This is a genomic window from Stenotrophomonas sp. FSL W7-1447 (genome assembly GCF_037966425.1).
In the GTDB taxonomy this organism is placed as follows: Bacteria; Pseudomonadota; Gammaproteobacteria; order Xanthomonadales; family Xanthomonadaceae; genus Stenotrophomonas; species Stenotrophomonas pavanii.
Genome location: NZ_CP150199.1, coordinates 25,792 through 51,512 on the forward strand (window position 1 = coordinate 25,792; position 25,721 = coordinate 51,512).

Sequence of the window (25,721 nt, forward strand, 5' to 3'; positions counted from 1 at the left end):
GGCCGCTGGCCGGCAACCCCAGGAAACTTCAGGCCGCGAGCTCTGCCGGCCAGCAATCGGCACTACCGCATGTGCGTAGAACCCACGTGCACGGCACGGACACGGGTGGTTTACGCCCGTCGGGCCACGCTGGGCACCCTGCCCTAGCAAAGGTGCGTCCATGGCCCGCCCGATCTGGACCGGTACGCTGTCGTTTGGCCTGCTCAACGTGCCCGTGTCGCTGATGTCCGGCGAACGCCGGGTCGATCTGCAGTTCCGCATGCTGGACTCACGCGACCGCAAACCGATCCGCTTCGAGCGCGTCAACGCCGACACCGGCGAGGAAGTGCCCTGGAAGGACATCGTCAAAGCCTACGAGTACGACAAGGGCAGCTATGTCGTGCTGGAGGAAGGCGACATCCGCTCGGCGGCACCGGAGAGCCATGAGGCGGTCGAAGTGGAATCGTTCGTGGACGCGGCGCAGATCGACCCGCGCTACTACGAGAAGCCCTATCTGCTGGTTCCCGGCAAGAAGGCCGAGAAGGGCTACGTGCTGCTGCGCGAAACACTGCGCAGCACCGGCAAGGTGGGCATTGCCCGGGTGGTGGTGCGTACCCGCGAATACCTGTGCGCGGTGATGCCACATGCCGACGCGCTGGTGCTGATGATCCTGCGTTATCCGCAGGAACTGGTGGATCCCGAGGATTACAAGCTGCCCACCGGAAAGCTCGCCGACTACCGCATCAGCAGCAAGGAAACGGCGATGGCCGAGCAGTTGATCGAGTCGATGTCCGGTGATTGGGACCCGTCGCAGTACCACGACGAGTTCCGCGAACGCCTGCAGCAGGTGCTGAACAAGCGCATCAAGTCCAAGGGCGGCACCACGCGGGTGGAGGATGAACCTGCACCGCGTGAGGACGCCAGCACCAACGTGGTCGATTTCATGGCACTGCTGCAGAAGAGCCTGGATGCGAACAAGCGGACGCCGGCAAAGAAGGCCGCGGCGCGCAAGGCAGCCGCAAAGCCGACGGCAAAGAAGGCCGCAAAGAAGACAACGAAGAAAGCTGCAAAGAAGTCCGCACCCCGGCGCAAGGCAGGCTGAGCCATGTCGCTGCACCAGTACCGGCGCAAGCGCCGGCTCGGCGGTGGCGCCGGGCAGACGCCGGAGCCTGACGACATCCCCGCGCACGGCGATCCGAAGCGCCGGCCGACCTTTGTCATCCAGCTGCATCACGCCAGTTCGCGCCACTACGACTTCCGCCTGGAAATGGAGGGCGTGCTGAAGAGCTGGGCGATACCGAAGGGCCCCTCACTTCGGGCCGGCGAGAAGCGGCTGGCGGTGCAAGTGGAAGACCATCCGCTGTCCTACGCCACGTTCGAGGGCGATATCCCCGAAGGCCACTACGGCGCGGGCCATGTCGAAGTATTCGATCAGGGCACCTGGGCCTGCGAAGGGGATCCGCTTGAGGCACTCGCCGCAGGGAAGATCGACTTCGTGCTGCATGGCCAGCGCCTGGCAGGCGCCTGGAAGCTGGTGCGCACGGCGATGAAGGGGCGCCAGGTGCAATGGCTGCTGATCAAGCGCGATGACGATGCAGCACGCGATGCGGAGGCGGACGACCTGCTGGAGGTGCCCGCGTCGAAAGCCCGACCGTCGAAGAAGCGTGCTGCGACGAAAGCGGTTCGCGCTGCTCCGGCCGCGCGCGCCCGCAGCCGCAGGGCCTCAGCGCGCTGGCGTACCCGCGCGCTGGGGCTGGAAGGCGCGCGCGACACGGCCTATCCCCGCGACTTCAAGCCACAGCTGACCGATCACCGCGACAGTGCCCCGGACGGCGAACGCTGGCTGCATGAGATCAAGTGGGATGGCTATCGGCTGCTGGCCGACCTGCACGAAGGACAGGTGAAGCTCCGTTCGCGCAACGGCCTGGACTGGACGGCCGACTTCCCCGAAGTGGCGCAGGCGGTGCAGGCTCTGCCGGTGGATGATGCGCGCCTGGACGGCGAGCTGGTGGTGCTGGACAAGCAGGGGCGCAGCGACTTCGCCGCGCTGCAGCGGGTGATCGACGGCAGTTCGAAGCAGCCACTGCGCTATATCGTGTTCGACCTGCCCGGCGTGGCCGGCACGGACATCAGTCGTGCACCGTTGCTGGAGCGCAAGGCGCTGCTGAAGGATCTCATCGGGCCCGCGCCGGGCATCCTGGCGTTCAGCGAACACGTGATCGACCATGGACCGCAGGTGTTCGACGCCAGCGGCAAGGCCGGTTTCGAAGGCATCGTCAGCAAACAGGTGGATGCCCCGTACGTGAACACCCGTGCACGCAGCTGGGTGAAGGTGAAGCACGAGGACACCGAGGAGTTCGTGATTGTCGGCCACACTGCACCCAAGGGTTCACGGGTAGGATTTGGCTCGCTTCTGCTGGCGGCGCCGGACAAGGGAGGGCTGCGTTACGTGGGACGGGTCGGCACCGGTTTCGACGATGAGAGCCTTCGCGCGCTGGCCCAGGCCTTGCAGCCATTGGCAGTGACGGCGCCGGTACTGCAGCTGCCGGCACACGTCCCGTTCCGCGCGGCCAGCGTGCGCTGGGTCAAACCGGTGGCGGTGGCCGAGGTGGCCTTCCGTGGCTGGGGCAAGGAAGGCCTGCTGCGCCAGGCCAGCTTCAAGCGGCTGCGCAGCGACAAGCAGAAAAAGGACCTGGGCGTGGACGCAGCAGAGGCCGACGCCGGGTCCGGGGTCCAGATCACGCATCCCGAGCGGGTCGTGTATCCCAGGCAGAAGCTGCGCAAGGGTGACGTGGCCGACTACTACCGGCGCATGGCACGCTGGATCCTTCCTGAAATCGCCGGCCGGCCGCTGTCACTGCTGCGCTGCCCGGATGGCGTCGGCAAGGCCTGCTTCTTCCAGAAACACCATGGCCCCGGGCTGGGCGACGCCGTGCATGCGGTGCCCCTGCAGCAGAAAAGCGGCCGCGAGGACTATGTCTACATCGACGATGCACGGGGCCTGCTGCAACTGGTGCAGATGAATACTCTGGAGCTGCATCCGTGGGGCGCGACCGTGGCCGATCCCGAGCATCCCGATCGCCTGGTGTTCGACCTCGATCCCGGCGAAGGGGTGAGCTGGGCACAGGTGAAAGCCGCCGCGCGCGATGTCCGTGACCACCTGCAGGAGGTCGGCCTGGAGAGCTTCGTGCGGCTGTCCGGTGGCAAGGGCGTGCATGTGGTGGTACCGCTGCAGCCCAAGGGCGACTGGGAACAGGCCAAGGCGTTCTGCGAGGCGTTTGCGCGGGCGATGGCGGAGTGGGCACCGGACCGCTACGTGGCGACCATGAGCAAGGCCAAGCGTGGTGGCGTCATCTTCATCGACTGGCTGCGCAACACGCGCGGCGCCACCAGCGTGTGCTCCTGGTCGCTGCGTGCGCGCGACAGTGCCGGCGTAGCGGTGCCGCTGCGCTGGGAAGAGCTGGCCCGGGTCAGAGCGGCCGATGCGTTCCCGATGGAAAAGGCGCTGGCCCGCGCCAAACGGCTGGACAGTGACCCATGGCAGGGCATCGCGCAGGTGAAGCAGACGCTGCCGTCGCTGAAACGGTAGTGCCGGCCGCTGCAGGATGGGAGGTTGCCGGCCAGCGGCCGGCACCCCCTGCATGCGCTCAGCGCGGGTCGCGCGAGGGGCGGCGGCCGAACCACCAGCCCACCAGCAACTGCAACGGCAGCGATGCCAGCAGCGCAATGACGAACCAGAACGGGAAATCCGCGCCCGTGGTCCACATCGCGTAGCCGCAGCCCAGCGCGATCAGCGACCAGATCGAGAATCCGTGCGAACGCGGCCAGCAGGGCGCGTAGTAGGTGGCAAAGGCGATACCCGCGATGCCGCCGAGCACGCTGAAGGCGAGATCCCAGCCCAGCTGCACGCTGTTGTCGCCAGGCGCCATGTCCAGCAGTGGCGGCAGCCAGCCGGCGACGCTGCTGACCAGTGCAAGCGACAGCACGCCACCGATCAGGGCAACGATGGACAGGAACAGGATCTTGAGCATGGCGGGCATGCGCGCATTGTACGGCTGCCACAGAGTGCCCGCGTTGCCGGTCAGCGGCCGGCACTACCGAACCGCCTGGGTTTGCCGGCCAGTGGTCGGCACTACCGATGAATCGGCATGGCCGCCGCGTCCGTGGGAGAGGGGGACGGAGCGACGGCGGCCATGCACGGAGGGTCAGGCAGCGAAGTCCAGTACGACGCGGCCTTCGATGGTGCCGGCATGCATGCGTGCGAACACGTCGTTGATGTTCTCCAGGCGGTCGGTACTGACCGTGGCCGCGACCTTGCCTTCGGCGGCGAACTGCAGCGATTCCTGCAGGTCCAGGCGGGTGCCGACGATCGAGCCGCGCACGGTGATGCCATTGAGCACCATGCCGAAGATGTCCAGCGGGAAGTTGCCGGGTGGCAGGCCATTGAGCGACACGGTGCCGCCACGGCGGACCATGCCCAGCGCCTGCTCGAACGCCTTGGGCGATACCGCCGTGACCAGGGCGCCATGTGCACCGCCGATCTCCTTCTTCAGGAACGCAGCCGGATCGGTGCTGCGCGCGTTGACGGTGACCTGCGCGCCCAGCTGCCGCGCCAGCGCCAGCTTGCTGTCGTCCACGTCCACGGCGGCGACGTTCAGGCCCATCGCGCGGGCGTACTGCACCGCCATGTGGCCCAGGCCGCCGATGCCGGAGATCGCCACCCAGTCACCGGGCTTGGTGTCGGTGACCTTCAGGCCCTTGTAGACGGTCACGCCGGCGCACAGCACCGGCGCGATCTCGACAAAGCCCACTTCCTTCGGAAGCAGGCCGACATAGTTGGCATCGGCCAGTGCGTACTCGGCGAAGCCGCCGTTGACCGAGTAGCCGGTGTTGCGCTGCGTCTCGCACAGCGTTTCCCAGCCACCCAGGCAGTGTTCGCAATGGCCACACGCCGAGTACAACCAGGGGATGCCGACCCTGTCGCCTTCCTTGACGTGCCCGACCCCGCCACCCACGGCCACGACGTGCCCCACGCCCTCGTGACCGGGGATGAACGGCGGGTTCGGTTTCACCGGCCAGTCGCCCTCGGCGGCGTGCAGGTCGGTGTGGCAGACGCCACAGGCCTCGATCCTGACCAGCACCTCGCCCGCCCCCGGGCGCGGTACCAGGACTTCCTCGATCACCAGTGGCTTGCCGAACTCACGCACGACAGCGGCCTTCATGGTCGAATTCATGTTCGGATCTCCGTAGTGCGCTTGCCCACAGAATGACGCCGGCGCGAGGCCGGCGCTTTGATCACGATCAAACCTTTGAAGATCCGTGCGCCGGGTTCAGCTGGCCAGGACCGACGCTTCGCGGGCCAGGCGCTCGATGGCGTCCCAGTCGCGGGTCTGCAGCAGCGCCGGGGTGGTCAGCCACGAGCCGCCCACGCACAGTACGTTGGGCAGGTGCAGGAACTGCGGCGCAGTCTGCGCGCTGATGCCGCCGGTCGGGCAGAACCGCACCTCGGAGAACGGGCCGTGCCAGGCCGCCAGCAGCGCGGCACCGCCGGCCTGCACGGCCGGGAAGAACTTGAACGTGTCATGGCCGTGTTCCAGGCCCAGGATCAGGTCCGAGGCCGTGGCCGCACCGGGCAGGTACGGCAGGTCGGCATCGCGCGCGGCCGCGTACAGGGCCGGCGTGGCGCCGGGGGACACCGCGAAACGGGTACCGGCCTGCTTCGCCGCCTGCATCTGCGCGGAGGTGAGCACGGTCCCGGCACCGATCACCGCGTCCGGTACGGCTTCGACCATGGCCCTGATCGCGTCCAGCGCCCGCGGCGTGCGCAGCGTCACCTCGATCACCGGCAGGCCGCCGCGGAACAATGCCTGGGCCACGTTGACCGCTTCATCCACATCGTCGGGGGTGTACACCGGGATCACCGGTGCCAGTTTCAGGACCGCGCGTACGCGCGGATCAGCGGCGGACATCGAGTTGCTCCTCGCCCATCAGGGCCAGCACGTCAGCTTCGCTGACAGGATTGAAATCGCCGGGAATGGAGTGCTTCAGCGCCCCGGCGGCCAGGCCGAAACGCACGGTGGCGTCGGCATCAAGGCCGGACAGGATGCCATGCAGGATGCCGGCCGCGAAGGCATCGCCGCCGCCAATGCGGTCGACGATGCCCTGCAGGTGACGCACCGGGGCCTGCGCGCGTGTCCCTCCGCGGCCCAGCAACAGCGCGCCCATCGCATGATGGTCCACGCTCAGCACCTGCCGCTGCGTGCATGCCATCCACTGCAGCTGCGGAAAGGCGCTGAACGCGGCCGCCGCCGCTGCGTCGACCCGCTCCACCGGGTCCGGCTGCGTGAAGCGCGTACCCAGCACGACCTCCATGTCGCGGTAGTCGGCGAACACAATGTCGGCCTGCGCGAACAGCGCGCGCAGCACCGCCTGGGCATCGCCGCCCCAGCGCTGCCAGAGGCGGGGCCGGAAATTGCCGTCGAAGGAGACGCGGACACCGGCCTGGCGTGCCGCGCGCGCCGCCGCCAGCGTGGCGGCAGCCACGTCAGGGCCCAGCGCCGGGCTGACACCGGACAGATGCAGCCACTGTGCGTCCTGCAGCAGCGCAGGCCAGTCATAGTCGGCCGCCGTGCTGCGTGCGAACGCCGAATCCGCGCGGTCATAGACCACTTCACTGGCGCGCTGCACCGCGCCGGTGGTGAGGAAATACAGCCCCATGCGGGCATCCGGCACTTCGCGCACATGCCGGGTATCGACCCCGTGCCGCCGCAGTTCGCCCAGCGCGTGCGCACCCAGCGGGTTGCCCGCCACCGCGCCGACCATCCTCACCTGATGTCCCAGCCGGGACAGCGAGACACCGACGTTGGCCTCGGCGCCGCCCACATGGACCTGCAGCTGCGGCGACTGCAGCAGCAGTTCGTGGCCGGGGGCGCCCAGGCGCAGCAACAGCTCTCCGAAACACACGATACGACCCATCTCAGCTCCTTCACGCGTGCCGCCGGCATGGGACACTGCATGGCATGTAAGTGGACCACGCAGGGGGCGTGGCATTGACCATCGGTGTCATTCTAGACCGAAGTCGCCTTGCAGGTGCTCGATCGACATGACGAAACCATTGTCCTGCAAGCGTCTTGGAGACATTACAGATCTGTTGCGGTGCAAGATGCCCGATCCCGGTGGTGCTGCTAACGTCGGCTTTGACCAGCGGTGTCATTCCGCTACACAGCCGCGATACCAGACCTTTGGGAGAGGGAAAGGCATGCAATCTCGGATCCATGGAAAAAAGACACCGGTTACCTTGCTGGCGATGGGCGTGGCACTTGCCCTGTCGGCAAACGCGACCGCCCAGCAGCAGACCGCTACCGACCTGGACACGGTGAACGTCACAGGCTATCGCGCCAGTGTCGAAAAGGCGCTGGACATCAAGCGCGGCGAGGCCGGCGTGGTCGATGCCATCGTCGCCGAAGACATCGGCAAGTTTCCCGACCTCAATCTGGCCGAATCGCTGCAGCGCATTCCGGGCGTGGTGATCACACGCGAAGCCGGCGAAGGCCGCAACATCTCGGTGCGCGGCCTGGGCCCGGATTTCACCCGCGTGCGCATCAATGGGATGGAAGCGCTGACCACCGTCGGCGCCGGTGACCAGAGCGGCGGTACCAACCGCGGCCGCGGTTTCGACTTCAACGTGTTTGCCTCGGACCTGTTCTCGCAGCTGGTGGTGCGCAAGACCGCCTCGGCCGACGTCGAGGAAGGCTCGCTGGGTGCCACGGTCGACCTGCGCACCGCGCGCCCGTTCGACTACGACGGCTTCACCTTCGCTGCAAGCGGCCAGGCCGGCTACAACCAGATGGCCGAAAAGGCCGACCCGCGGCTGGCCGCGCTGGTCTCCAACACCTTCGCCGATGGTACCTTCGGCGCCCTGCTGTCGGTGGCCTACTCCGAGCGCCAGGCGCTGGAGGAAGGCTCCAACACCGGCCGCTGGGCCAACGGCCCGAGCAATGGCAACTTCGCTGCGTCATCGCCGTTCGCCGCCGCACGCGCCGCCGATGTATTCCACCCGCGCTTCCCGCGCTACGTGCAGATGGAACACGAGCAGAAGCGCCTGGGCGTGACCGGCTCGCTGCAGTGGAAGCCGAGCGACGCCAGTGAAATATCGCTGGACATGCTGTACTCGAAGATCGATGCCACCCGCGACGAGCAGTACATCGAAGCGATTTCCTTCAGCCGTGGCAGCAGCAGCACCCCGCGCCTGGTCGGCAAGCCGAGCACCATCGTCAGGAACGGCGAGATCCGCAACGGCGCGCTGCTGTACGGTGAATTCGACAACGTCGACATCCGTACCGAGAACCGCCACGACGAGTGGAGCACCGAGTTCAAGCAGATCAGCCTGAACGGCCAGCACCGTTTCGGCGACGACTTCACCGTGTCCGGCAAGCTGGGCATCTCGCGCTCCAGGCACGAGAACCCGGTGCAGACCACAGTCATCATGGACAAGTACGACGTCAAGGGCTACAGCTACGACTACCGTGGCAACAGCCGCTTCCCGATCCTCAACTACGGCATCGACCCGACCGACCCCAACGGTTGGGAACTGGCGGAAATCCGCCTGCGCCCGCAGTACGTGGACAACGACTTCGATACCGGCCAGATCGACTTCAACTGGAACATCAGCCCCGGCTTCCGCCTGAAGGGCGGCGTGCTTGCCAAGGACTACACGTTCAAGACCACCGAACTGCGCCGTGCCAGCGAACTGGCCGTGCCGACCTTCGCCAGCGGCAGCAGGATCGTGCCCGTGGACATGATCAACCAGGCCGGCCTGAAGGGCATCAATGGCAATCCGTCCAACTGGGTGGTGCCGAACCTGGATGCAATCGCCGACCAGTTCGACATCTACAGCAACAGCGGCATCTATGCCGTCGCGCCGCGCGCCAACAACGTGCGCAGCGTGGAAGAGAAGGACCGTGGTGCCTACCTGATGGGCGAGTTCAGCACCGAAATCGGCTCGCTGCCGCTGTCTGGCAACTTCGGCGTGCGCTACGTGCGCACCAGGCAGACCTCCACCGGGCTGTCGACGCTGGCCAGTGGTACCACCTCCACCACCGCCACCCGCACCTACGATGACACCCTGCCCTCGTTCAACCTGGTGGCCGAGGTCACGCCCGATTTCCTGATCCGCCTGGGTGCGGCCAAGGTCATGACCCGCCCGGGCCTGGGCAGCCTGACGCCAGGTGCAACCGTGGCCGTGGCCGGTGGTGCGCGCACCATCTCCAGCGGCAATCCCAACCTGGACCCGACGCGCGCCACCAATGTCGATCTGGGCTTCGAGTGGTACTTCGCCGAAGGCGCGATGGCGGGCCTGGGCCTGTTCTACAAGGACATCGAGACCTCGGTGCAGACCCTGCGCGAGAACCGCCCGTACACCGACAGCGGCCTGCCTGCCGAACTGCTGACCGGTACCGGCGCCTCGCCCACCGACGACTTCACCTTCACCCGGCCAGTCAATACCCCCGGCGGTGAGCTGTACGGCGCCGAGGCGAACTACACCCAGCCCTTCACGTTCCTGCCGGGCAAGTGGTCGAACCTGGGCGTGCAGCTGAACTACACCTGGGTCGAATCGAAGATCCAGTACATCAACTCGGCTGGCCAGCCGGTGATGAAGAACGATCTGCTGGGCCTGTCCAAATCGTCATGGAACGCAACCCTGTTCTATGAAGGCGAGACCTTCTCCGCCCGCATCTCGGCCACCAACCGCGATGACTACCTCACCCAGGTGCCCGGTCAGGAAACCGGCTTCAACCTGGACGGCTACCACGGCATGACCGGCACCACGGTCATTGATGCGTCCATCCGCTACAAGATCAGCGACCAGCTGGAACTGAGCCTGGAAGGCATCAACCTGACCAACGAAGCCTCGGATGAATGGGTGTACTCGCCCGCCACCGGCCGCCTGCCACTCCAGTACACCGAAACCGGCCGCCAGTTCCTGCTGGGCGTGCGCTACAAGTTCTGAGCAACGCCGGCGGCGCGTGCCGATACGCGCCGCGGTTCGCCATGACCGCTGCTGCGCCGCAAGGTGCCGCTGCGGCGTGGCCTTGCTACGGTCCGGCGGCCCGCCGCCGGCCGTCGCCCGTTGAAAGGAAATGTCTCCATGCCGCACCGCACGACCGTGTTCCGCTGCCTGCTGCTGGCAGTGGCCCTGGCTGCAGGCGCCGCGACGGCCGCCGCCGATGTCCCCACCCTGCTCTTCCATGTGGATGCCAATCACGGCCTGCAGGCCGTGACCGCTCACGGTGAGGCCGTAGCGAACTTTCGCGACAAGGTCGCCGTGGTCGACGACGGCGAGCATGGCAAGGCCATCCAATGGGAGGACGATGGCGTGCTGGCCTGGGATGCGCCGGGCAACATCCTGGCTCAGCGCGGCACGCTGGCCTTCGACTGGCGTTCACGCTACGCGGTGGGCGAAGCGCCGTTCGTGATCTTCCGCGTCGGCTACGCCGACCACAGCAGCTGGGACATGGCCTGGCTGCGCATCGACTGGAACGGGCACGGCTTCGATGCCTTCGTCACCGATGCCAACCTGGCACGCACACGCGTGTCGTTCCGCATGGATGCACTGCCGCGTCCCGAGCAGTGGTTGCACCTGGCCTTCGCCTGGGATGAGGACCACGGCGTGCGCCTGTTCATCGATGGCCGCGAAGTGGCGCGCGCGCAGGCCACCGGCAATTACGATGCCGCGCTGGACCAGCTCGGCCTTGCCGGGCGGGTAATGGCACCGTACCAGGTGCAGAGTCGCTACAACTTCCTGCGTGGGAGCGATTTCCAGCACATCCGGGTCTACGACCGCACGCTGGATGCGCCGGCGGTAGCAACGCTGGCGCGCGGCCGCGAGCCAGCCAGCGCCGTGGCGATCGGCGATGGCACGCGCGCCTGGCGCCACCGCTTCGGCTGGGAAGGGGCTGCACCCCCAGCGTTGGCGGCCGGCGGCACCCGCATCCGCAAGATCGAATTCGCCGACACCCGCGACCTGAAGGCGTGGATGTGGAAGGCCACCGATGGCATCGCCGAAACCACCTGGCCGGGCGTGTACAACCGCTCGCGCCTGCCCGGCCGCAATGACTACTTCCAGCTTCCGGACTGGAACACCTATGTGGAAGGCGGCCAGCACCTGGACCTGACCCTGCCGGCCACTGAAACGGTGAACCGGGTGGAGATCCGCGGTGCGGCCTTCGGCACCCTTTCCCACGGGCCCGACGCCGAACATGCCACCGACGTGCTGGTCACGCGCCCGCGCGGCGTGGTGCGCAGCGTCGACGACATTGCCGCGCAGCGCGGCGGCGTGCTGCGTTTCAGCAACGCCGAGCAGGAAACACCGATCCAGGAAATCTGGGCCTACCACGTGAGCGAGGGCGGCGAGCCGGAAGGCACGGTGAAGCAGACCTACATCATCGACAGCCACGCGCTGCCCGACTACACCAACCTGGACGCATTGCGCCGCTACATCGACGGACGTTTCCCGGCCGCCGAACGGAGCACGGTGATGGCGCTGCCGAAGGGCGCCGGTTCCCGCCGCCGGGATGCCGGCACCCTGCCCGCACATCCGCAGCCGATCGTGCACGTGCTGATTCCTTCCGGGGTGGGTGACGCGCCGGCCAACCAGCCGCTGATCCGCAGCTGGGCCTACAGCTGGGAGAACATGCACGACGGCCTGGACGGCGTGGCCATCGACCTTCCCGCGCTGGACCTGCCGCCCACCCACGATGGACTGATCCCGCTGAACATCCGCATCAAGGATCCGATCTGGCCGGCGCGCGACATGATCGATGTATCGGTGTCGGTGCCGCCACGGCAGGCGCGCACGCTGTGGCTGGACCTGCGCGATCGCATCCTCACCCCGGACAGCCTGTGGCTGAGCATCGCCTCGGCCGCACCAGGCTTCGATGCCGATGCCCTCGACGGTGCGCAGGTCCGGCTGGTGTTCAAGCCGCGTGCCGACGCGCTGAAGGAGCACGTGGCCGACCGCTTCAACCAGGTCCGCGACAACTGGGGCTTCCTGGTGGAAGAGCACACCACGTCCAAGCGCCAGCGCCTGTACGCGCGCGTGTACGCGGACCTGAGCGACCTGCTGCGGGTGGACCCGGACCATGAACTCGGCCGCCTGTACTGGAACTACATCAGCTACAACAGCCAGGGCCGCCCGCCCTACACGGCGCCTGCCGTGCCCAGGGGCGTGCCGGCGTGGGCATTCAACCAGGTGCAGGACCTGGCGCAGGTGCGGCAGTTCGTCGACTGGTGGATCGACGAACGGCAGGTGGCCTACGGTGACTTCGGTGGTGGCATTTCGGACGATTCCGACCTGACCCAGCAGTGGCCGGGGCTGGCCCTGATGGGCGTGCAGCCGGATCGATTGAACGCCTCGCTGACCGCGCTGTCCGACGCGGTGTACCGCAATGGCATGTTCAGCAATGGCCTGAGCACCATCGAGACCGACGAACTGCACTCGTACGAGGAAGGCATCAACACCAACAGCGCCATGCTCTACCTCAACTGGGGCGATCCGCTGACGCTGGAACGCCTGATGGAAACAGTGAAGGCCTTCGACGAGCGCATCATCCTGCGCAACCCGCAGGGCCACCTGCTGTTCTCCAGCAACTGGTTCGGTGGCAACAAGGTGTACCGCGAACCGAACTGGCAGTGGCAGAAGCCGTACTCGTTCCCGGTGCTGCACCCGGCGTTCCTGCTGGGCCAGTACAATGCCGATCCGACCGGTCGCAAGCTGGTGATCGGCCTGGCCGATGGCTACCTGGCCCACGCAGGCAAGGACGACAAGGGGCGCTTCACCCTGCCCAACGAGATCAACTGGGCCAGCGGTGCCACCCGGGGCGGCGAGTTGAACAATGGCTCCGGCGGCGGCGACACCCTGCATACCTTCTGGGCCGCGTGGCGCTGGACCGGCGATGCGAAGTACCTGCAGGCACTGGACTATCGCGTAGCCCGTGGCGGCCCGGGTGCGCTGGCCAACCTGGGCGAGAACGTGGTGGACATCCTGGGGCGGCAACAGGACTGGTATCCGCTGCTGAGCGCCGAAGCCGATGCGGGAAAGACCGGCTTCGCCAGCCTGATGGCGTGGCAGGCCAGCGGCGACAGGGCCTACATCGCCGCGATGCATGCCGACGGCCTGCAGGCGAAAGTGCAGCGTGCGTACATGAACACCGAGGGCCACTGGTGGTCTGACCGCGTGGAAGCACCCAGCGAATTCCTGCAGCGCGCGCGCCTGGGCGGCATCGCGCTGAAGCGCAACCAGAGCTGGCCCGGCCATACCGTCAGCTGGCGCTTCGACCGCGAGGACGCGGCCGAACAGGTCGCCCTGCTGGTACACGCGCCGTCGCGCGAGCGCTTCACGGTGACCAGCTACAACCTGGGCACGCGCACCATCGGTGCGGACATGACTGGCTGGAACGTGGCGAGTGGTACCTGGCGCATTCGCAGCGGCGTGGATGCCGATGGCGACGGGCGCATCGACGGCCCGGCGGCCGCGCGTACCGTGCAGCTGGAAACCAGCACATCGGTGCCGATGCAGTTCCGCCCCGGCCGGACCGAGGTATTCGAATTCGAGCGGATCAGCGCGGGCACGCCGGTGGAAACCCGCCCGGACCTGGGCATCGGCCGTGGCGATGTACGGGTGGACGGCCGCCAGGTGCACGTGACCGTGCACAGCCTGGGCCATGTCGGCAGCGGCGTGGGCGTGGCGGTGCTGGAAGATGCGCGTGGCCGCGAGATCGCCCGGACCGAAGTGCCGGCGATGGCCGCACCGGCGGACCTGCAGCCGAAGACCGCGGTCGTGTCGTTGCCGTTGCCTGCCGGTGACCGCAGCGGCCTGCGCGTGCGCGTGGCACTGGCCGACGGCGGCGAGGAAGTGACGCAGCTCAACAACCGGGTGGACGTGCCGCGCTGATGCCTGCGCAGGGGCCGGGCCATGCCCGGCCGAACGCGGTCAGGCTGCGTCGGTCTCCATCAGCTTCACCCGCCGCTGGTACCAGTCCTCGCCCAACGGTTCGAACACCGCGCTGCGTTCCATCACGCCCTCGTAGACGTGCAGCGATACCGCCACGTCCGCGTCGCTGGCGTTGCACAGCGTGTGGTACTCGTGCGGCGGAATCAGGCTGCCGGCACTGCCGCGATGGCCGTACAGCGCCGGCTGGGCGGCGAAGCGATGGCGTTCGCCCTCCTGCTCCAGCAGCGCGTACGGGGTGACGACCAGTTCGCCCTGCCAGACCCCTTCCACGCACCACATCGCATCGTGGTCGTGCAGCGGCGTGCCCTGGCCCGGGCCCCAGCACATCGCGATCACGCTGTAGCCCAGGGTCGGGCTGCGATGCAGTTCGCGGCGCGCGTAATGCCCTTCGACCGGGCGCCGCACGCAGGGCGGCAGCTGGATGGACGGATCGACGATGGCCTCACGCAGCACCTGCTGCAGCGCATCGGTGATCGCCTCCGGGGTGCCCAGCATCACCGCGGCATCGATCGCAGCGAACAGGCGCTCCCGGCCGGTGAACGGCAGTGGCGAGGACATCTCTCCCATGGCCCGACTCTAGCCGAGACGGGTTAACAGAATGTTTGCACCACGGTGTCATCACTGCGTGCCGCGCTGCACGAACGGCACTTTCGCGTACAGTGCACGCTCGCCGGCACGGGGATCATCCACTGCGCGGCTGTGCTGATCGAACAGCATGGTCTGGCGCTGCGGCAGACGGTAGGGGGCCCATTGCGACATTCCGCGATGATTGGGGTCGCCGGTCCGGGCAAAGGCGATCAATGCGTCGCTCATCGTGGCCGCCAGCGCCTGCGCGTCCGCACCGCCGCCGGTGCGCGCACCGGGCAGGCCGGCGTTGTCGAACACCAGCGGGATGTCCAGGGTATGGAAGGCGCGCAGCCGGCCCTCCTCCACCGGGGAGCCCCAGTCCAGCTGGTAGGCCCAGGTGGGTGCGGCCCCGCTGGGCTGGCGCGCACGCGCTTCCAGTTCCTCCACTGCGCCACGCCAGGAACGGCCGGCAGTGGTGGCGGCAAAGAACACCTCCGATGGTGTGTAGTGCGGGTACAGGCGCCGGTACTCGGCGATCACCGTCTGCGGCAGCAGATCAACGAACTGCTGGCGTTCCAGCTGCGCCGGCAGCGTCTCCCAGGTCAGCGCGAAGTTGGCCGGGTCATTGCCGAGGAAGGCGCGGGTCTCGTCGCGGGTATTGCCGATCACCATCGGAATGGCGGCCGACTGCAGCGGAGCCTGCGGCCAGAACGGATGCACCGGCAGGGTGACCTCGTCCAGCACCGGCCCGAAGTACAGCGACGTGCTTTCCACCCGCGACGGATCGCGCGCGCGGGTCGCCGCCAGCAGATCGGCGGTGGGCAGTCGCAGCAGTGCCGCCAGGTCCCCTGCGCCTACGGTCTGCATGGCGATCGCCGCGCGCTGCGCGGCGGCACGCGGGCCGGCTGCGGTGACCTGCTGGCCGCTCATGGTCCAGGCGCGCTGGAACAGGCCGCGTGCGGCCGGCATTGCCATCAGCGTAGCGATCTTGGCGCCGCCCCCGGACTGGCCGAACACGGTGATGTTGCCGGCATCGCCACCGAAGGCTGCAGCATGCTCGCGCACCCACTGCAGCGCCTGCACCAGATCGAGCTGGCCGACGTTGCCCGACGCCGCATAGCGTGCATCGCCCAGCGCACCCAGGTACAGGTAGCCGAAGGCATTCAGGCGATGGTTGAGGGTCACCACCACCACATCGCCGCGACGGCACAGCGCACTGCCGTCGTACAGCGGGTCGCTGCCGGAACCGTTGTTGAAGCCACCGCCATGCAGATAGACCAGCACCGGGCGGCGGCCGCCATCCCCCAGCGCCGGCGTCCAGACGTTGAGGAACAGGCAGTCCTCGCTGCCGGGGCCTTCTGCGCCCGCCTGTGGCGCGGCGGCGCCGTAGTCCAGCGCATCGGCGATGCCGTTCCATGCCGCTTCCCGGCGCGGCGGTTGGAAGCGATGGGGGCCGGTGTCGGCACCGTAGCGCACGCCGCGGAACACCAGCACGCCTTGCTCATGCTGGCCGCGCAGGCGCCCCCCGCGCACGCGGACGATCGGCAGGCGGTCGTCGCGTGCACCGGGCATCGCCGCTGCCGGCAGTGTCGCCAGCGTCGCCGTGGCCAACGCCCAGCGCGCGCTGTCGCGCAGGAAGCGGCGGCGCTGCAGGTCGTCCGGTGCTGCCGTCATCGGCCGCCCTCCGCGCCCTTTCCTGCCGTCAGCCACGCCTGCGCCAGCGCCGGCCACAGCGCCAGCGACGAACCACCCTGCAGGTGCATGCCGAAGCCGTGGCCGCCGTGGGCGAACACGTGCAGTTCGTGCTCCACGCCCGCTTCGGCCAGCGCCCGCGCCATCACTTCACTGTTGCGCACGCTGACCACGCGATCGTCAGCGGCATGGATCAGCAGGGTCGGTGGCATGTCCGCGCGCACGTGCTGCTGCACCGAGTACTGGGCCGCCAATGCGGGGTCAGGGTGCTCGCCCAGCAATCGCCCGCGCGAACCGCTGTGCGCATGCGCACCCATGTCGATGACCGGGTAGACCAGCACCGCCCGTGCCGGGCGCGCGCTCAGCTGATCGATCGCATCGCGTGCGGGATAGACCGGAGCATCGAAGCCGGTGGCCAGCCGCGCAGCCACGTGGCCGCCGGCGGAGAAACCCATGACCGCCACGCTGCCGGCCTCCAGGCCGCGGCGTGCGGCCTGGTCGCGTACGACCCGCAGCGCGCGCTGCGCATCGGCCAGCGCCGCCTGGCGGTCCCTGCCCGGCTGCGGCAGGCGGTAGCGAAGCACGAACAGGGTGAAGCCTGCCCGCTGCACCCAGTCCGGTACCAGCGCGCTGCCTTCCTTGTCGATCACCACGCGCTGGTAGCCGCCGCCCGGAATGACCAGCACCGCCTGCCCGTTCGGACGTGGCGGCGCGTGCACGATCATGTACGGCGCATCGATCCCGTCCACGAACCGGTCCGGATGGGCCGGGTCGGGGCTGCGCTCAACGACGCGCGCCGGCCGCGACGCAGCGCTTTCGCCGGGTACCTGCCCGGCGGGCCAGAGCGGCAGGCGTTCGCCCGTCACCTCGCGCCCGGGCCGCTGGCCGTCGCGCAGCGGGACGTCGGTGGCGCGCGCCGGTGCAAGCGTCAACAGAACGGACAGGCACAGCACAAGGGTGGGCAGACGCATGGCGGACCGGGCTCCAGCAAAGGGGGGCAGCGTGCCGCAGGCGCCCCGGAAGCGGGCGTGATGCGCTGCGGCTTGCGTGATGACACCGGTTTACCATATACACCTCCTGCAGACGCTGTCGATGGGCAGTGCAACAACGCAGAGGGAGACCGTTCTTGAGCAACGAACACGGCACACAGGGGCACAGGCCGACGCCGGACGATGCAGCCGCGATCGCCCGCGCCTTCACCGACGCCCGCCGCGCCGGCCAGGCCCTGACAGGGTTTCCCGGGACCATTCCGGCTGATCTGGTGCACGCCTACCGGGTCCAGGACCGCGCCATCGAGGCCTGGGACGATCAGGTGATCGGCTGGAAAGTGGGGTACATCGCCGCCGAGCGCCGCGATGGCTCCGGCGACGAACGCCTGCTGGGGCCGATCTTCAAACGTCAGCTCTGGAATGATACCGGTGGAACAACCGACATTCCGGTATTCGTCGGGGGCTTTGGCGCAGTCGAAGCAGAGTACGTGCTGGAGCTGCTGGAGGACGCCCCGGCCGGACAGTTGCACTGGTCCCCGGAACAGGCCGAAGCCCTGCCCGCGCGCCTGTACATCGGCGTGGAAGTGGCCAGCAGTCCGCTGGCCACCATCAACGAACTGGGTCCGCGCGTGGTGGTGTCCGACTTCGGCAACAACAATGGCCTGGTGCTGGGGCCGGAGATCACCGGCTGGACGGCCCGCGACGAGACTGCGCTGCGTGCGGAGACCGTCATCGACGGCGAGGTGGTCGGCACCGGTGGCGCCACCCGCCTGCCCGGCGGCCTGCGTGCGGCCTATGCCTTCGCGCTGTCCCGTTCGGCGCAGCGTGGCCGGCCGCTGCGCAAGGGCGACCTGATCGCCACCGGCAACGCTACCGGCATCCACGATATCGAGGCAGGACAAACGGCGCTGGTGCGCTTTGCCGGCTTCGGTGACATTGCCTGCCGGGCCGTGCCGGCGGGATGACCGCCGGCCAGCCCTGGTGAACACGCGCGGGAGGGCGCAGATGATCACACGACGTAATTTCCTGGCCGGCGGCGCCGCTGCGCTGGCGACGCCGATGCTCGCTGCCTGCGGGCGTGGGGCCGCCGGCGACGTGGACGGCAGCACCCTGCTGACCGCGACCGACGTGCACGTGGCCGACTACCCCACCGTCACTGCGGTGAAGTGGATCGGCGAGACCCTGCAGCGTGAGACCAACGGCCGCCTGCGGCTGCGGCAGTACCACTCGGGCCAGCTGGGCCGCGAGTCGGAAGCGATCGACATGGCGCGCTTTGGCGCCATCGACATCACCCGCGTGTATGCCGGTGCACTCAACAACGCATTTCCGCTGACCCAGGCACTGTGCCTGCCGTACGTCTTCAGGTCGGTCGCACAGCAGCGCGCCGCACTCGATGGCGGCGTGGCCGACGCGGTGCTGCGTGGCTTTGAAGGCCGCGATCTGGTCGGCCTGGCGATCTACGACTCCGGTGCACGCTGCTTCTACAACACCAAGCACCCCATCGTTTCGCCCAGCGACCTGCACGGCCTGAAACTGCGGGTGGCCTCGTCGGACATCTTCATCCAGCTGATGCGCCTGCTCGGCGCCAACCCGACGCCGATGTCGCTGGGCGACACGTTCTCCGGCATGGAGACCCACATGATCGACGGCGCCGAGAACAACATGCGCAGCTTCCATTCCAGCCGCCATTTCGAAGCCGCGCACTACTGGTCGCAGAGCGACCATTCGTATGCGCCGGACGTGCTGCTGATGTCGCGCGCCCGTTTTGAACGCCTCAGCCCGGATGACCGCCAGCTGCTGCTGCACACCGCCCGCGCATCGGTGGCGGTGATGCGTGAGCAGTGGGACGCATCGGAGGATGCCGCGCGCCGGGCGGTGCTGGCCTACGGGGTGAAAGCCAACGAGGTCGACATGGCGGCCTTCCGCGATGCGGCCCAGCCGCTGCTGAAGCACTACCTGCAGCAGCCTGGCATCGCCGCGCTGGTTGACCGCATCCGTGCCGCCTGAGGATACCGCCATGACCGAAACGACGACGTCCACCACCGGACCCGGCCAGCGCCTGCTGGACCGCATTGCCGACATCGCCATCTACGGCGCCGTCGCCGCCCTGCTGGGGCTGGTGGTGGTGCAGGGCTGGCAGGTGTTCGCGCGCTACGTGATCAACGATTCGCCCAGCTGGACCGAGCCGGTCACCCTGCTGCTGCTGGCCACGGCGATGAGCCTGGGCGCGGCCTGCGGCGTGCACACCAACCGCCACTTCGGCTTCTTCCTGCTGCATGCCTACATGGGCGCCGGCCTGCGCCGCGCGGTGGACGTGCTGGTGCAGCTGGTGGTGGCGGTGCTGGGCGGCTTCATCGCGTTCTGGTCGGCCGACCTGCTGGTCGACGGACTGGACATCAAGACCGCCGGTGCCAACCTGCCGCAGAGCATCAACTACCTGCCGCTGGCGGTGGGGGGCGCGCTGATGCTGATGTTTGCACTGAACCGCGCGTGGAACGCGCTGCAGGCCCGCGCCACCGGCGCCGAAGACGCTGAAGGAGATCGTTGATCCATGGGCATCACCCTCCTGTTCTCCGTATTCGCCGTGCTGCTGCTGCTCGGCGTGCCGGTCGCCTACGCGCTGGCCGCTGCGGCGCTGGCCACCCTGCTGTACCTGGATATCCCCAGCATCGTGCTGGTGCAGCAGATCTCGGCCGGTACCGGCTCCGCTTCGCTCATCGCCATTCCACTGTTCATCTTTGCCGGCGAGATCATGATGCGCGGCGGCATCTCCGAGCGCCTGATCGCACTGGCCTCGTCGCTGGTCGGGCGCCTGCGCGGTGGCCTGGGCCAGGTGTCGATCCTGTCCTCGCTGTTCTTCGGCGGCGTGTCCGGCTCGGCCATCGCCGATGTCTCGGCGGTCGGCGGCACGATGATCCCGCAGATGGTCAAGCGCGGCTACGACCGCGATTTCGCCGTCAACGTCAGCATCACCGCCGCGCTGGTGGCCCTACTGGTGCCTCCGTCGCACAACCTGATCCTGTTCTCCGCTGCCGCCGGCGGGGGCCTGTCCATCGCCGACCTGTTCGCCGCCGGCATTGTCCCTGCGCTGCTGATGACGCTGGCGCTGATGGTCACCGGCTATGTGGTCGCACGTCGCCGCGGCTATGGCGTAGAGGTCTTTCCCGGCTGGCGTGCCGTGGCCCTGCGCATCGTCTCCGCCCTGCCCGGCCTGGGCCTGGTCGCGCTGATCTTCGTCGGTATCCGCGCCGGCATCTTCACTGCCGTGGAAAGCGCGGCGATCGCCGTGGTCTACGCCCTGCTGGTGACCACCGTGCTGTACCGGCAGCTGCGCTGGCGCGAGTTCTTCGACACTGTCATCCATGCCGCGCGCAGTACCGGCGTGATCCTGTTCGTGATCGCCACCGCGGCGGTGTTCGGCTGGCTGCTGGCGTACCTGCAGGTGCCGGCTGCCGCCGTCGAGTTCCTGCAGTCGTTCGCGCACAGCCGCTTCATGGTGCTGCTGATGATCGTGGTGATGCTGCTGTTGCTGGGCACCTTCATGGATCTTGCGCCGATGATCCTGATCTGCACGCCGATCTTCCTGCCGGTGGCGCGCGCCTACGGCATCGATCCGATCCACTTCGGCCTGGTGCTGGTGCTCACCGGCGGCCTCGGCCTGGTCACCCCGCCGGTCGGCTCGGTGCTGTTCATCGGCACCTCCATCGGCAAGATCAGCGTCGGCCAGAGCATGCGCACCATCTGGCCATTCTGGTTCGCCGCGCTGGGCGTGCTGCTGGTGGTCACCTTCTTCCCCGCCCTGTCGCTGTGGCTGCCGGCCGCGCTGCGCGGCTGAGCCGCAAGGAGACTGCCATGCGTGCACTGCGTATCGTCGCCGCCGCCACCCTGTTCGCCGTGTTGCTGCCGGCATGGCCTGCACCCGCGGCGGAGACCGCGCGCGCCCCGGCGCAGTGGGCGCGGGGGCTGGAACACCAGCGCCAGGCGGACCGTGGCGATGGCACGTTCCTCAATCCGGTGCTGGCCGGCGACCATCCGGATCCCTCGGTGCTCAAGGACGGAGACGATTACTACCTCACGCTGTCGTCGTTCGACGCCTATCCCGGCCTGCCGATCTGGCACTCGCGCGACCTGGTGAACTGGCAGCCGCTGGGCCATGCGATCACCCGCAACGTGGGCTCGATCTGGGCGCCGGACATCGTTAAGCACCGGGGGCGCTACTTCATCTACTTCCCGGCGCGGACCGGCGAGCGCCGCAGCAACTTCGTGGTCTGGGCCGATGACATCAAGGGCCCATGGAGCGCACCGATCGACATCGGCCTGGGCGGCTACATCGATCCCGGCCATGCGGTGGGTGAAGACGGCAAGCGCTACCTGTTCCTCAGCGGTGGTGATTACGTGCAACTGGCCGACGATGGGCTGAGCGTGGCCGGCACGCCGAAGCACGTCTACGACGGCTGGCGCTATCCGCAGGACTGGGACGTCGAGGCCTATGCGCAGGAAGGCCCGAAGATCCACCTCCGCAACGGCTGGTACTACATGACCACGGCGGTGGGCGGCACGGCCGGGCCGCCCACCGGCCACATGGTGATCACCGCGCGCTCGCGTTCGATCCACGGACCGTGGGAGAACGCGCCCAACAACCCGATCACGCGCACGCAGTCGGCAGCCGAGCCCTGGTAGTCGCGTGGCCATGCGACGGTGATCGAAGGGACCGATGGGCGCTGGTGGATGATGTACCACGGGTACGAGAACGGCTTCTGGACGCTGGGCCGCCAGGCCCTGCTGGAGCCTATCGAATGGACCGCCGACGGCTGGTTCCGCGCGACCGGGGGCGACCTCGGCCAGCCACTGCGCAAGCCGGCCGGACAGGCACTGTCGCCGCATGGCATGGCGCTGTCGGATGATTTCCGCGGCAGCACGCTCGGCCCGCAGTGGGCGTTCTTCAATCCGGCGCAGGACGAGTACCGGCGGCTGGGTTTCAGCGGCAACGGCCTGGTCCTGCAGGGCAAGGGCAGCACGCCGCGCGATGCGTCACCGCTGACCACCATCGCCGGCGACCGGGCCTACCAGTTCGAGGTGGAGATGGAGATCGCCCCCGGTGCCGTGGGCGGCGCGCTGCTGTTCTACAGCGACCGCCTGTACGTGGGCGTGGGCAGCAATGGCGAGTCGTTCATCATGCATCGCTACGGCGAGGAGCGCCCTGCCCGGCCGGCGCCGGGGCGCGGCGGCCGGCTGTGGCTGCGGGTGACCAACAGCCGCCACATCGTCACCTTCCACTCCAGCACCGACGGGCACACTTGGCAGAAGTATCCGGTTCAGATGGAAGTGTCCGGTTACCATCACAATGTAGCGGGCAGGTTCCTGGCGCTGAAGCCGGCGCTGTATGCGGCCGGCGACGGTGCGGTAACCTTCCGCAACTTCCGCTACCGCGCGCTGGACTGAGCGCGGAGCCGGAATCCCCAGACTTACCGGGTTCAAAACATGTCAGTGCGCAACAAGAACGATGCCGCGACGCCGGCATTGGCGAAGGGCAAGGCAGCCACCATCAACGACATCGCGCGACTGTCGGGCGTATCCAAGAAAACGGTTTCAAGAATCATCAACAACTCGCCGCTGGTGCGCAAGGACACGCGCGACAAGGTGGAGGCGCTGATGCGTGAGGTGGGCTATACGCCCGATCCGCTGGCCCGTGGACTGGCGTTCCGCCGCTCCTTCCTGATCGGCATGGTCTACGACAACCCCACCGCGCAGTACATCGTGGACATGCAGTACGGTGCGCTGGATGCACTGCGTGGTTCCAGCTTCGAGCTGGTGGTGCACCCGTGTGACAGCCGCAGCCCCGGCTACATCGAGGGCGTGCGGCGCTTCGTGCAGCAGCAGAAGCTGCACGGGGTGATCCTGGTGCCGCGTGCCTCGGAAGACCAGGCGCTGGCGGACATGCTTGATGAGATCGGCTGCCGGTTCACCCGCGTGGCAGCGCTGCCGCTGGACGAAAGCTCACAGATGGTGGTCACCCATGACCGCGACGGTGCGGCCGAAGCCGCCGACTACCTGCTCTCGCTCGGCCACCGTGACATTGCCCTGGTGACCGGTCCCAGCGCCTACCGTTCGGCCCATGAACGTACCGCCGGATTCATCGACGCACTGTCCCAGCGCGGCATCGAGCTGCCCAAGGACCGCATCATCGAGGCTGGCTACACCTTCGAATCCGGCGTGGCCGCTGCCGAGAAACTGCTGTTGGGCAAGCGCCGCCCGACCGCCATCTTCACCGGCAATGACGAAATGGCCGCCGGCATCTACAAGGTCGCGCTGCGCGCCGGCATCAACATTCCGCGCCAGCTGTCCATCGTCGGCTATGACGACAGCCCGCTGGCCTCGCGCCTGTGGCCCTCGCTGACCTCGGTGCGCCGGCATACCCGCGATACCGGGCGCACCGCCGCGGCGATGCTGATCCAGCCCGAAGGCCAGGCCGCGCTGCCCATCGCCAGCGTGCGGCCGCACCTGATCGTCCGCGATTCCTGCCAGCCGCCGGAGGATTGATCCCCCGGGGATCACTCCTGCAGGTCACGACCTCTGCCCCATCCACCCGATCCGCCGCGCCTTGCCCGGGCCATCCCGGCATCGTGCGACGCAAAATGACACCGGTTTCCTGTCTGGCTAGAATCGACCGTGAACCGCGCCGGGGCCGACCCGTCGGCCCGCCCCCCGCTCTGGAGACGCCATGTACAGCAAGACCCATTACGCCACCCATCCCGATGCCATCCACGGTGCCAGCAACGACCAGCTGCGTGACCTGTACCTGCTCGATGGCCTGTTCAACGCCGGTGCGGTGACCCTCAAGTACACCCACTACGAGCGCTTCGTGATCGGCGGCGCTGCCCCGGTGGACGCACCGCTGGCCCTGCCGACCCAGACCGAACCCGCTTCGGCCGCAGGCCATCCGTTCCTGGAGCGTCGAGAGCTGGGCGTGATCAACGTCGGCAGCGGAACCGGCAGCGTCACCGTCGATGGCACGGTCTACACGCTGGGCCCGAAGGATGGTCTGTACGTGGCCATGGGCAGCAAGGACGTCGTGTTCGCCTCGCAGGACGCCGCCAATCCCGCCCAGTTCTACCTGGCCTCGACCCCGGCCCATGCCCGCTTCGAGACCCGGCAGCTGTCCATTAAGGATGCCGTCGCCCTGGATCGCGGCGCGCTGGAAACCAGCAACGAGCGCACCATCTACCAGTACATCGTGCCGGCCACCTGCCAGTCCTCGCAGCTGCTGCTGGGGCTGACCGTGCTCAAGCCGGGCAGCGTGTGGAACACCATGCCGCCGCACCTGCACGACCGTCGCAGCGAGGTGTACTTCTACTTCGACCTGGGCGACAGCGACCGCGTCTACCACTTCATGGGCGAGCCGGCCGCGCAGCGCCACATCGTCATCCAGAACAACGAAGCCGTGGTGTCGCCGCCGTGGTCGATCCACATGGGCGCCGGTACCAGCAACTACGCCTTCATCTGGGCGATGGGGGGCGAGAACCTGGATTACACCGACATGCACGTGCTGGACATCTGCCAGCTCAAGTAGGCCCCCAACCTGGCCGCCGTGCACCGTGTGCCGGCGGCCGTCGCGCTGACCCCGCTCGCCCCAATCAAGGAACGCATACGCAATGGCTAATCCCTTCAGCCTGGAAGGCAAGGTCGCTCTGGTAACCGGTGGCAATACCGGTCTGGGACAGGGCATCGCCGTGGCACTGGCTGCCGCCGGCGCTGACGTGGCCGTGGCCGGCATCGCCCCGCCCACCGACACCATCGAAAAGATCACTGCGCTGGGCCGCCGCTGCCTGGCCATCGAAGCCAACCTGATCAGCATCGAACCGGTGGCGCGCGTGGTGCGCGAAACCATTGACGGCCTGGGTGGCCTGGACATCCTGGTCAACAATGCCGGCCTGATCCGCCGCGCCGATGCGGTGGACTTCAGTGAGCAGGACTGGGACGACGTGATGAACGTCAACCTCAAGTCCGCCTTCTTCATCTCACAGGCCGCCGGCCGCCACTTCATCGAACAGGGCCACGGCAAGATCATCAACATTGCTTCGATGCTGTCCTTCCAGGGCGGTATCCGCGTGCCGTCGTACACCGCCAGCAAGAGCGGCATCGCCGGCATCACCCGGCTGCTGGCCAACGAGTGGGCGGGCAAGGGCATCAACGTCAATGCCATCGCCCCGGGCTACATGGCCACCGACAACACCGCCCAGCTGCGCGCCGACGAAGCGCGCAACAAGGCGATCCTGGAGCGCATCCCGGCCGGTCGCTGGGGCACGCCGGATGATCTGGCCGGTGCGGCGGTGTTCTTGGCGTCGTCGGCGTCGGATTACATCAACGGCGCCGTGCTGCCGGTCGACGGTGGCTGGCTGGCGCGCTGACGCGTGAGCCACGGCAGTGCCGGTCGCTGGCCGGCATCTTCGCGAGGCTTCCGCCGTTCATGAGGGTGCCGGCCA

18 protein-coding genes and 1 pseudogene are annotated in these 25,721 nt (G+C 68.0%); 12 read left to right on the forward strand and 7 right to left on the reverse strand.

The window, feature by feature from the left end; translation table 11 throughout:
- The first annotated feature begins 160 nt into the window (after positions 1-160).
- Both NSQ78_RS00130 and ligD read left to right on the forward strand, forming a co-directional pair.
- Complete coding sequence (locus tag NSQ78_RS00130) at positions 161-1,081, forward strand: Ku protein (protein WP_049468443.1); 921 nt, start codon at positions 161-163, stop codon at positions 1,079-1,081.
- Positions 1,082-1,084: 3 nt separating this feature from the next.
- A complete protein-coding gene (gene ligD / locus NSQ78_RS00135; RefSeq protein WP_064237353.1) occupies positions 1,085-3,568 on the forward strand; it encodes a DNA ligase D in 2,484 nt (827 codons plus the stop codon).
- A 58-nt stretch (positions 3,569-3,626) separates the two neighbouring features.
- On the opposite strand, the gene NSQ78_RS00140 is transcribed toward ligD, so the two are convergent.
- From NSQ78_RS00140 to NSQ78_RS00155, 4 genes are all read right to left on the reverse strand, one after another.
- Positions 3,627-4,019 (reverse strand): hypothetical protein, encoded by a 393-nt coding sequence (locus tag NSQ78_RS00140; protein ID WP_339207540.1) that lies wholly within the window; start codon positions 4,017-4,019, stop codon positions 3,627-3,629.
- A gap of 165 nt (positions 4,020-4,184) precedes the next feature.
- Complete coding sequence (gene adhP / locus NSQ78_RS00145) at positions 4,185-5,213, reverse strand: alcohol dehydrogenase AdhP (protein WP_049468447.1); 1,029 nt, start codon at positions 5,211-5,213, stop codon at positions 4,185-4,187.
- Between the two features lie 96 nt (positions 5,214-5,309).
- Positions 5,310-5,948: a bifunctional 4-hydroxy-2-oxoglutarate aldolase/2-dehydro-3-deoxy-phosphogluconate aldolase gene (eda, locus tag NSQ78_RS00150; RefSeq protein WP_064237354.1), complete on the reverse strand. Its 639-nt coding sequence runs from the start codon at positions 5,946-5,948 to the stop codon at positions 5,310-5,312.
- Positions 5,935-6,954 carry a sugar kinase gene (locus tag NSQ78_RS00155; RefSeq protein ID WP_080375592.1) on the reverse strand — a complete coding sequence of 340 codons (1,020 nt, stop codon included), beginning with the start codon at positions 6,952-6,954 and terminating at the stop codon, positions 5,935-5,937. The genes eda and NSQ78_RS00155 overlap by 14 nt, the downstream gene beginning before the upstream one ends.
- Before the next feature lie 283 nt (positions 6,955-7,237).
- On the opposite strand from NSQ78_RS00155, the gene NSQ78_RS00160 reads away from it, so the two are divergent.
- Together NSQ78_RS00160 and NSQ78_RS00165 are read left to right on the forward strand one after the other, a co-directional pair.
- On the forward strand, positions 7,238-9,988 hold the full coding sequence (locus tag NSQ78_RS00160; RefSeq protein ID WP_064237355.1) for a TonB-dependent receptor: 2,751 nt from the start codon (positions 7,238-7,240) through the stop codon (positions 9,986-9,988).
- A gap of 138 nt (positions 9,989-10,126) precedes the next feature.
- Positions 10,127-13,930, forward strand: a complete 3,804-nt coding sequence (locus NSQ78_RS00165) for a LamG-like jellyroll fold domain-containing protein (protein ID WP_064237356.1) — start codon at positions 10,127-10,129, stop codon at positions 13,928-13,930.
- A gap of 39 nt (positions 13,931-13,969) precedes the next feature.
- Here NSQ78_RS00165 and NSQ78_RS00170 read toward each other — a convergent pair whose 3' ends face one another.
- From NSQ78_RS00170 to NSQ78_RS00180, 3 genes are read right to left on the reverse strand one after another with little or no spacing between them, the layout of a single operon-like run.
- On the reverse strand, positions 13,970-14,557 hold the full coding sequence (locus NSQ78_RS00170) for a cysteine dioxygenase family protein (RefSeq protein ID WP_049468456.1): 588 nt from the start codon (positions 14,555-14,557) through the stop codon (positions 13,970-13,972).
- Positions 14,558-14,608: 51 nt separating this feature from the next.
- A complete protein-coding gene (locus tag NSQ78_RS00175) occupies positions 14,609-16,231 on the reverse strand; it encodes a carboxylesterase family protein (protein WP_064237357.1) in 1,623 nt (540 codons plus the stop codon).
- Entirely contained in the window at positions 16,228-17,202 is a 975-nt protein-coding gene (locus NSQ78_RS00180) for an alpha/beta hydrolase (RefSeq protein ID WP_064239577.1), read from the reverse strand. The genes NSQ78_RS00175 and NSQ78_RS00180 overlap by 4 nt, the downstream gene beginning before the upstream one ends.
- A 173-nt stretch (positions 17,203-17,375) precedes the next feature.
- Here NSQ78_RS00180 and NSQ78_RS00185 point away from each other — a divergent pair, with 173 nt between their 5' ends.
- The 8 genes and pseudogenes from NSQ78_RS00185 to kduD all read left to right on the forward strand — a co-directional run bounded on the left by NSQ78_RS00185 (position 17,376) and on the right by kduD (position 25,646).
- Positions 17,376-18,203, forward strand: coding sequence for a 2-keto-4-pentenoate hydratase (locus NSQ78_RS00185; protein WP_049468460.1), 828 nt, complete (start codon positions 17,376-17,378; stop codon positions 18,201-18,203).
- Between the two features lie 40 nt (positions 18,204-18,243).
- On the forward strand, positions 18,244-19,245 hold the full coding sequence (locus NSQ78_RS00190; RefSeq protein ID WP_053461757.1) for a TRAP transporter substrate-binding protein: 1,002 nt from the start codon (positions 18,244-18,246) through the stop codon (positions 19,243-19,245).
- Between the two features lie 10 nt (positions 19,246-19,255).
- Complete coding sequence (locus NSQ78_RS00195) at positions 19,256-19,786, forward strand: TRAP transporter small permease (protein WP_049468464.1); 531 nt, start codon at positions 19,256-19,258, stop codon at positions 19,784-19,786.
- Between the two features lie 3 nt (positions 19,787-19,789).
- Positions 19,790-21,073 carry a TRAP transporter large permease gene (locus NSQ78_RS00200; protein WP_053461759.1) on the forward strand — a complete coding sequence of 428 codons (1,284 nt, stop codon included), beginning with the start codon at positions 19,790-19,792 and terminating at the stop codon, positions 21,071-21,073.
- Positions 21,074-21,135: 62 nt separating this feature from the next.
- Positions 21,136-22,680, forward strand: a pseudogene (locus NSQ78_RS00205) (family 43 glycosylhydrolase).
- 39 nt (positions 22,681-22,719) lie between these two features.
- Complete coding sequence (locus tag NSQ78_RS00210; protein WP_019337388.1) at positions 22,720-23,778, forward strand: LacI family DNA-binding transcriptional regulator; 1,059 nt, start codon at positions 22,720-22,722, stop codon at positions 23,776-23,778.
- 181 nt (positions 23,779-23,959) lie between these two features.
- Positions 23,960-24,808: a 5-dehydro-4-deoxy-D-glucuronate isomerase gene (gene kduI, locus NSQ78_RS00215; RefSeq protein ID WP_053506103.1), complete on the forward strand. Its 849-nt coding sequence runs from the start codon at positions 23,960-23,962 to the stop codon at positions 24,806-24,808.
- 82 nt (positions 24,809-24,890) lie between these two features.
- Positions 24,891-25,646 (forward strand): 2-dehydro-3-deoxy-D-gluconate 5-dehydrogenase KduD, encoded by a 756-nt coding sequence (gene kduD, locus NSQ78_RS00220; protein ID WP_339207549.1) that lies wholly within the window; start codon positions 24,891-24,893, stop codon positions 25,644-25,646.
- The last annotated feature ends 75 nt before the right edge of the window (positions 25,647-25,721 follow it).

Bases quoted from the DNA above. Each gene is read 5' to 3' on its own strand.
- NSQ78_RS00130 (WP_049468443.1), top strand. From the start codon at position 161: ATGGCCCGCCCGATCTGGACCGGTACGCTGTCGTTTGGCCTGCTCAAC.
- ligD (WP_064237353.1), top strand. From the start codon at position 1,085: ATGTCGCTGCACCAGTACCGGCGCAAGCGCCGGCTCGGCGGTGGCGCC.
- NSQ78_RS00140 (WP_339207540.1), bottom strand. From the start codon at position 4,019: ATGCCCGCCATGCTCAAGATCCTGTTCCTGTCCATCGTTGCCCTGATC.
- adhP (WP_049468447.1), bottom strand. From the start codon at position 5,213: ATGAATTCGACCATGAAGGCCGCTGTCGTGCGTGAGTTCGGCAAGCCA.
- eda (WP_064237354.1), bottom strand. From the start codon at position 5,948: ATGTCCGCCGCTGATCCGCGCGTACGCGCGGTCCTGAAACTGGCACCG.
- NSQ78_RS00155 (WP_080375592.1), bottom strand. From the start codon at position 6,954: ATGGGTCGTATCGTGTGTTTCGGAGAGCTGTTGCTGCGCCTGGGCGCC.
- NSQ78_RS00160 (WP_064237355.1), top strand. From the start codon at position 7,238: ATGCAATCTCGGATCCATGGAAAAAAGACACCGGTTACCTTGCTGGCG.
- NSQ78_RS00165 (WP_064237356.1), top strand. From the start codon at position 10,127: ATGCCGCACCGCACGACCGTGTTCCGCTGCCTGCTGCTGGCAGTGGCC.
- NSQ78_RS00170 (WP_049468456.1), bottom strand. From the start codon at position 14,557: ATGGGAGAGATGTCCTCGCCACTGCCGTTCACCGGCCGGGAGCGCCTG.
- NSQ78_RS00175 (WP_064237357.1), bottom strand. From the start codon at position 16,231: ATGACGGCAGCACCGGACGACCTGCAGCGCCGCCGCTTCCTGCGCGAC.
- NSQ78_RS00190 (WP_053461757.1), top strand. From the start codon at position 18,244: ATGATCACACGACGTAATTTCCTGGCCGGCGGCGCCGCTGCGCTGGCG.
- NSQ78_RS00195 (WP_049468464.1), top strand. From the start codon at position 19,256: ATGACCGAAACGACGACGTCCACCACCGGACCCGGCCAGCGCCTGCTG.
- NSQ78_RS00200 (WP_053461759.1), top strand. From the start codon at position 19,790: ATGGGCATCACCCTCCTGTTCTCCGTATTCGCCGTGCTGCTGCTGCTC.
- NSQ78_RS00210 (WP_019337388.1), top strand. From the start codon at position 22,720: ATGTCAGTGCGCAACAAGAACGATGCCGCGACGCCGGCATTGGCGAAG.
- kduI (WP_053506103.1), top strand. From the start codon at position 23,960: ATGTACAGCAAGACCCATTACGCCACCCATCCCGATGCCATCCACGGT.
- kduD (WP_339207549.1), top strand. From the start codon at position 24,891: ATGGCTAATCCCTTCAGCCTGGAAGGCAAGGTCGCTCTGGTAACCGGT.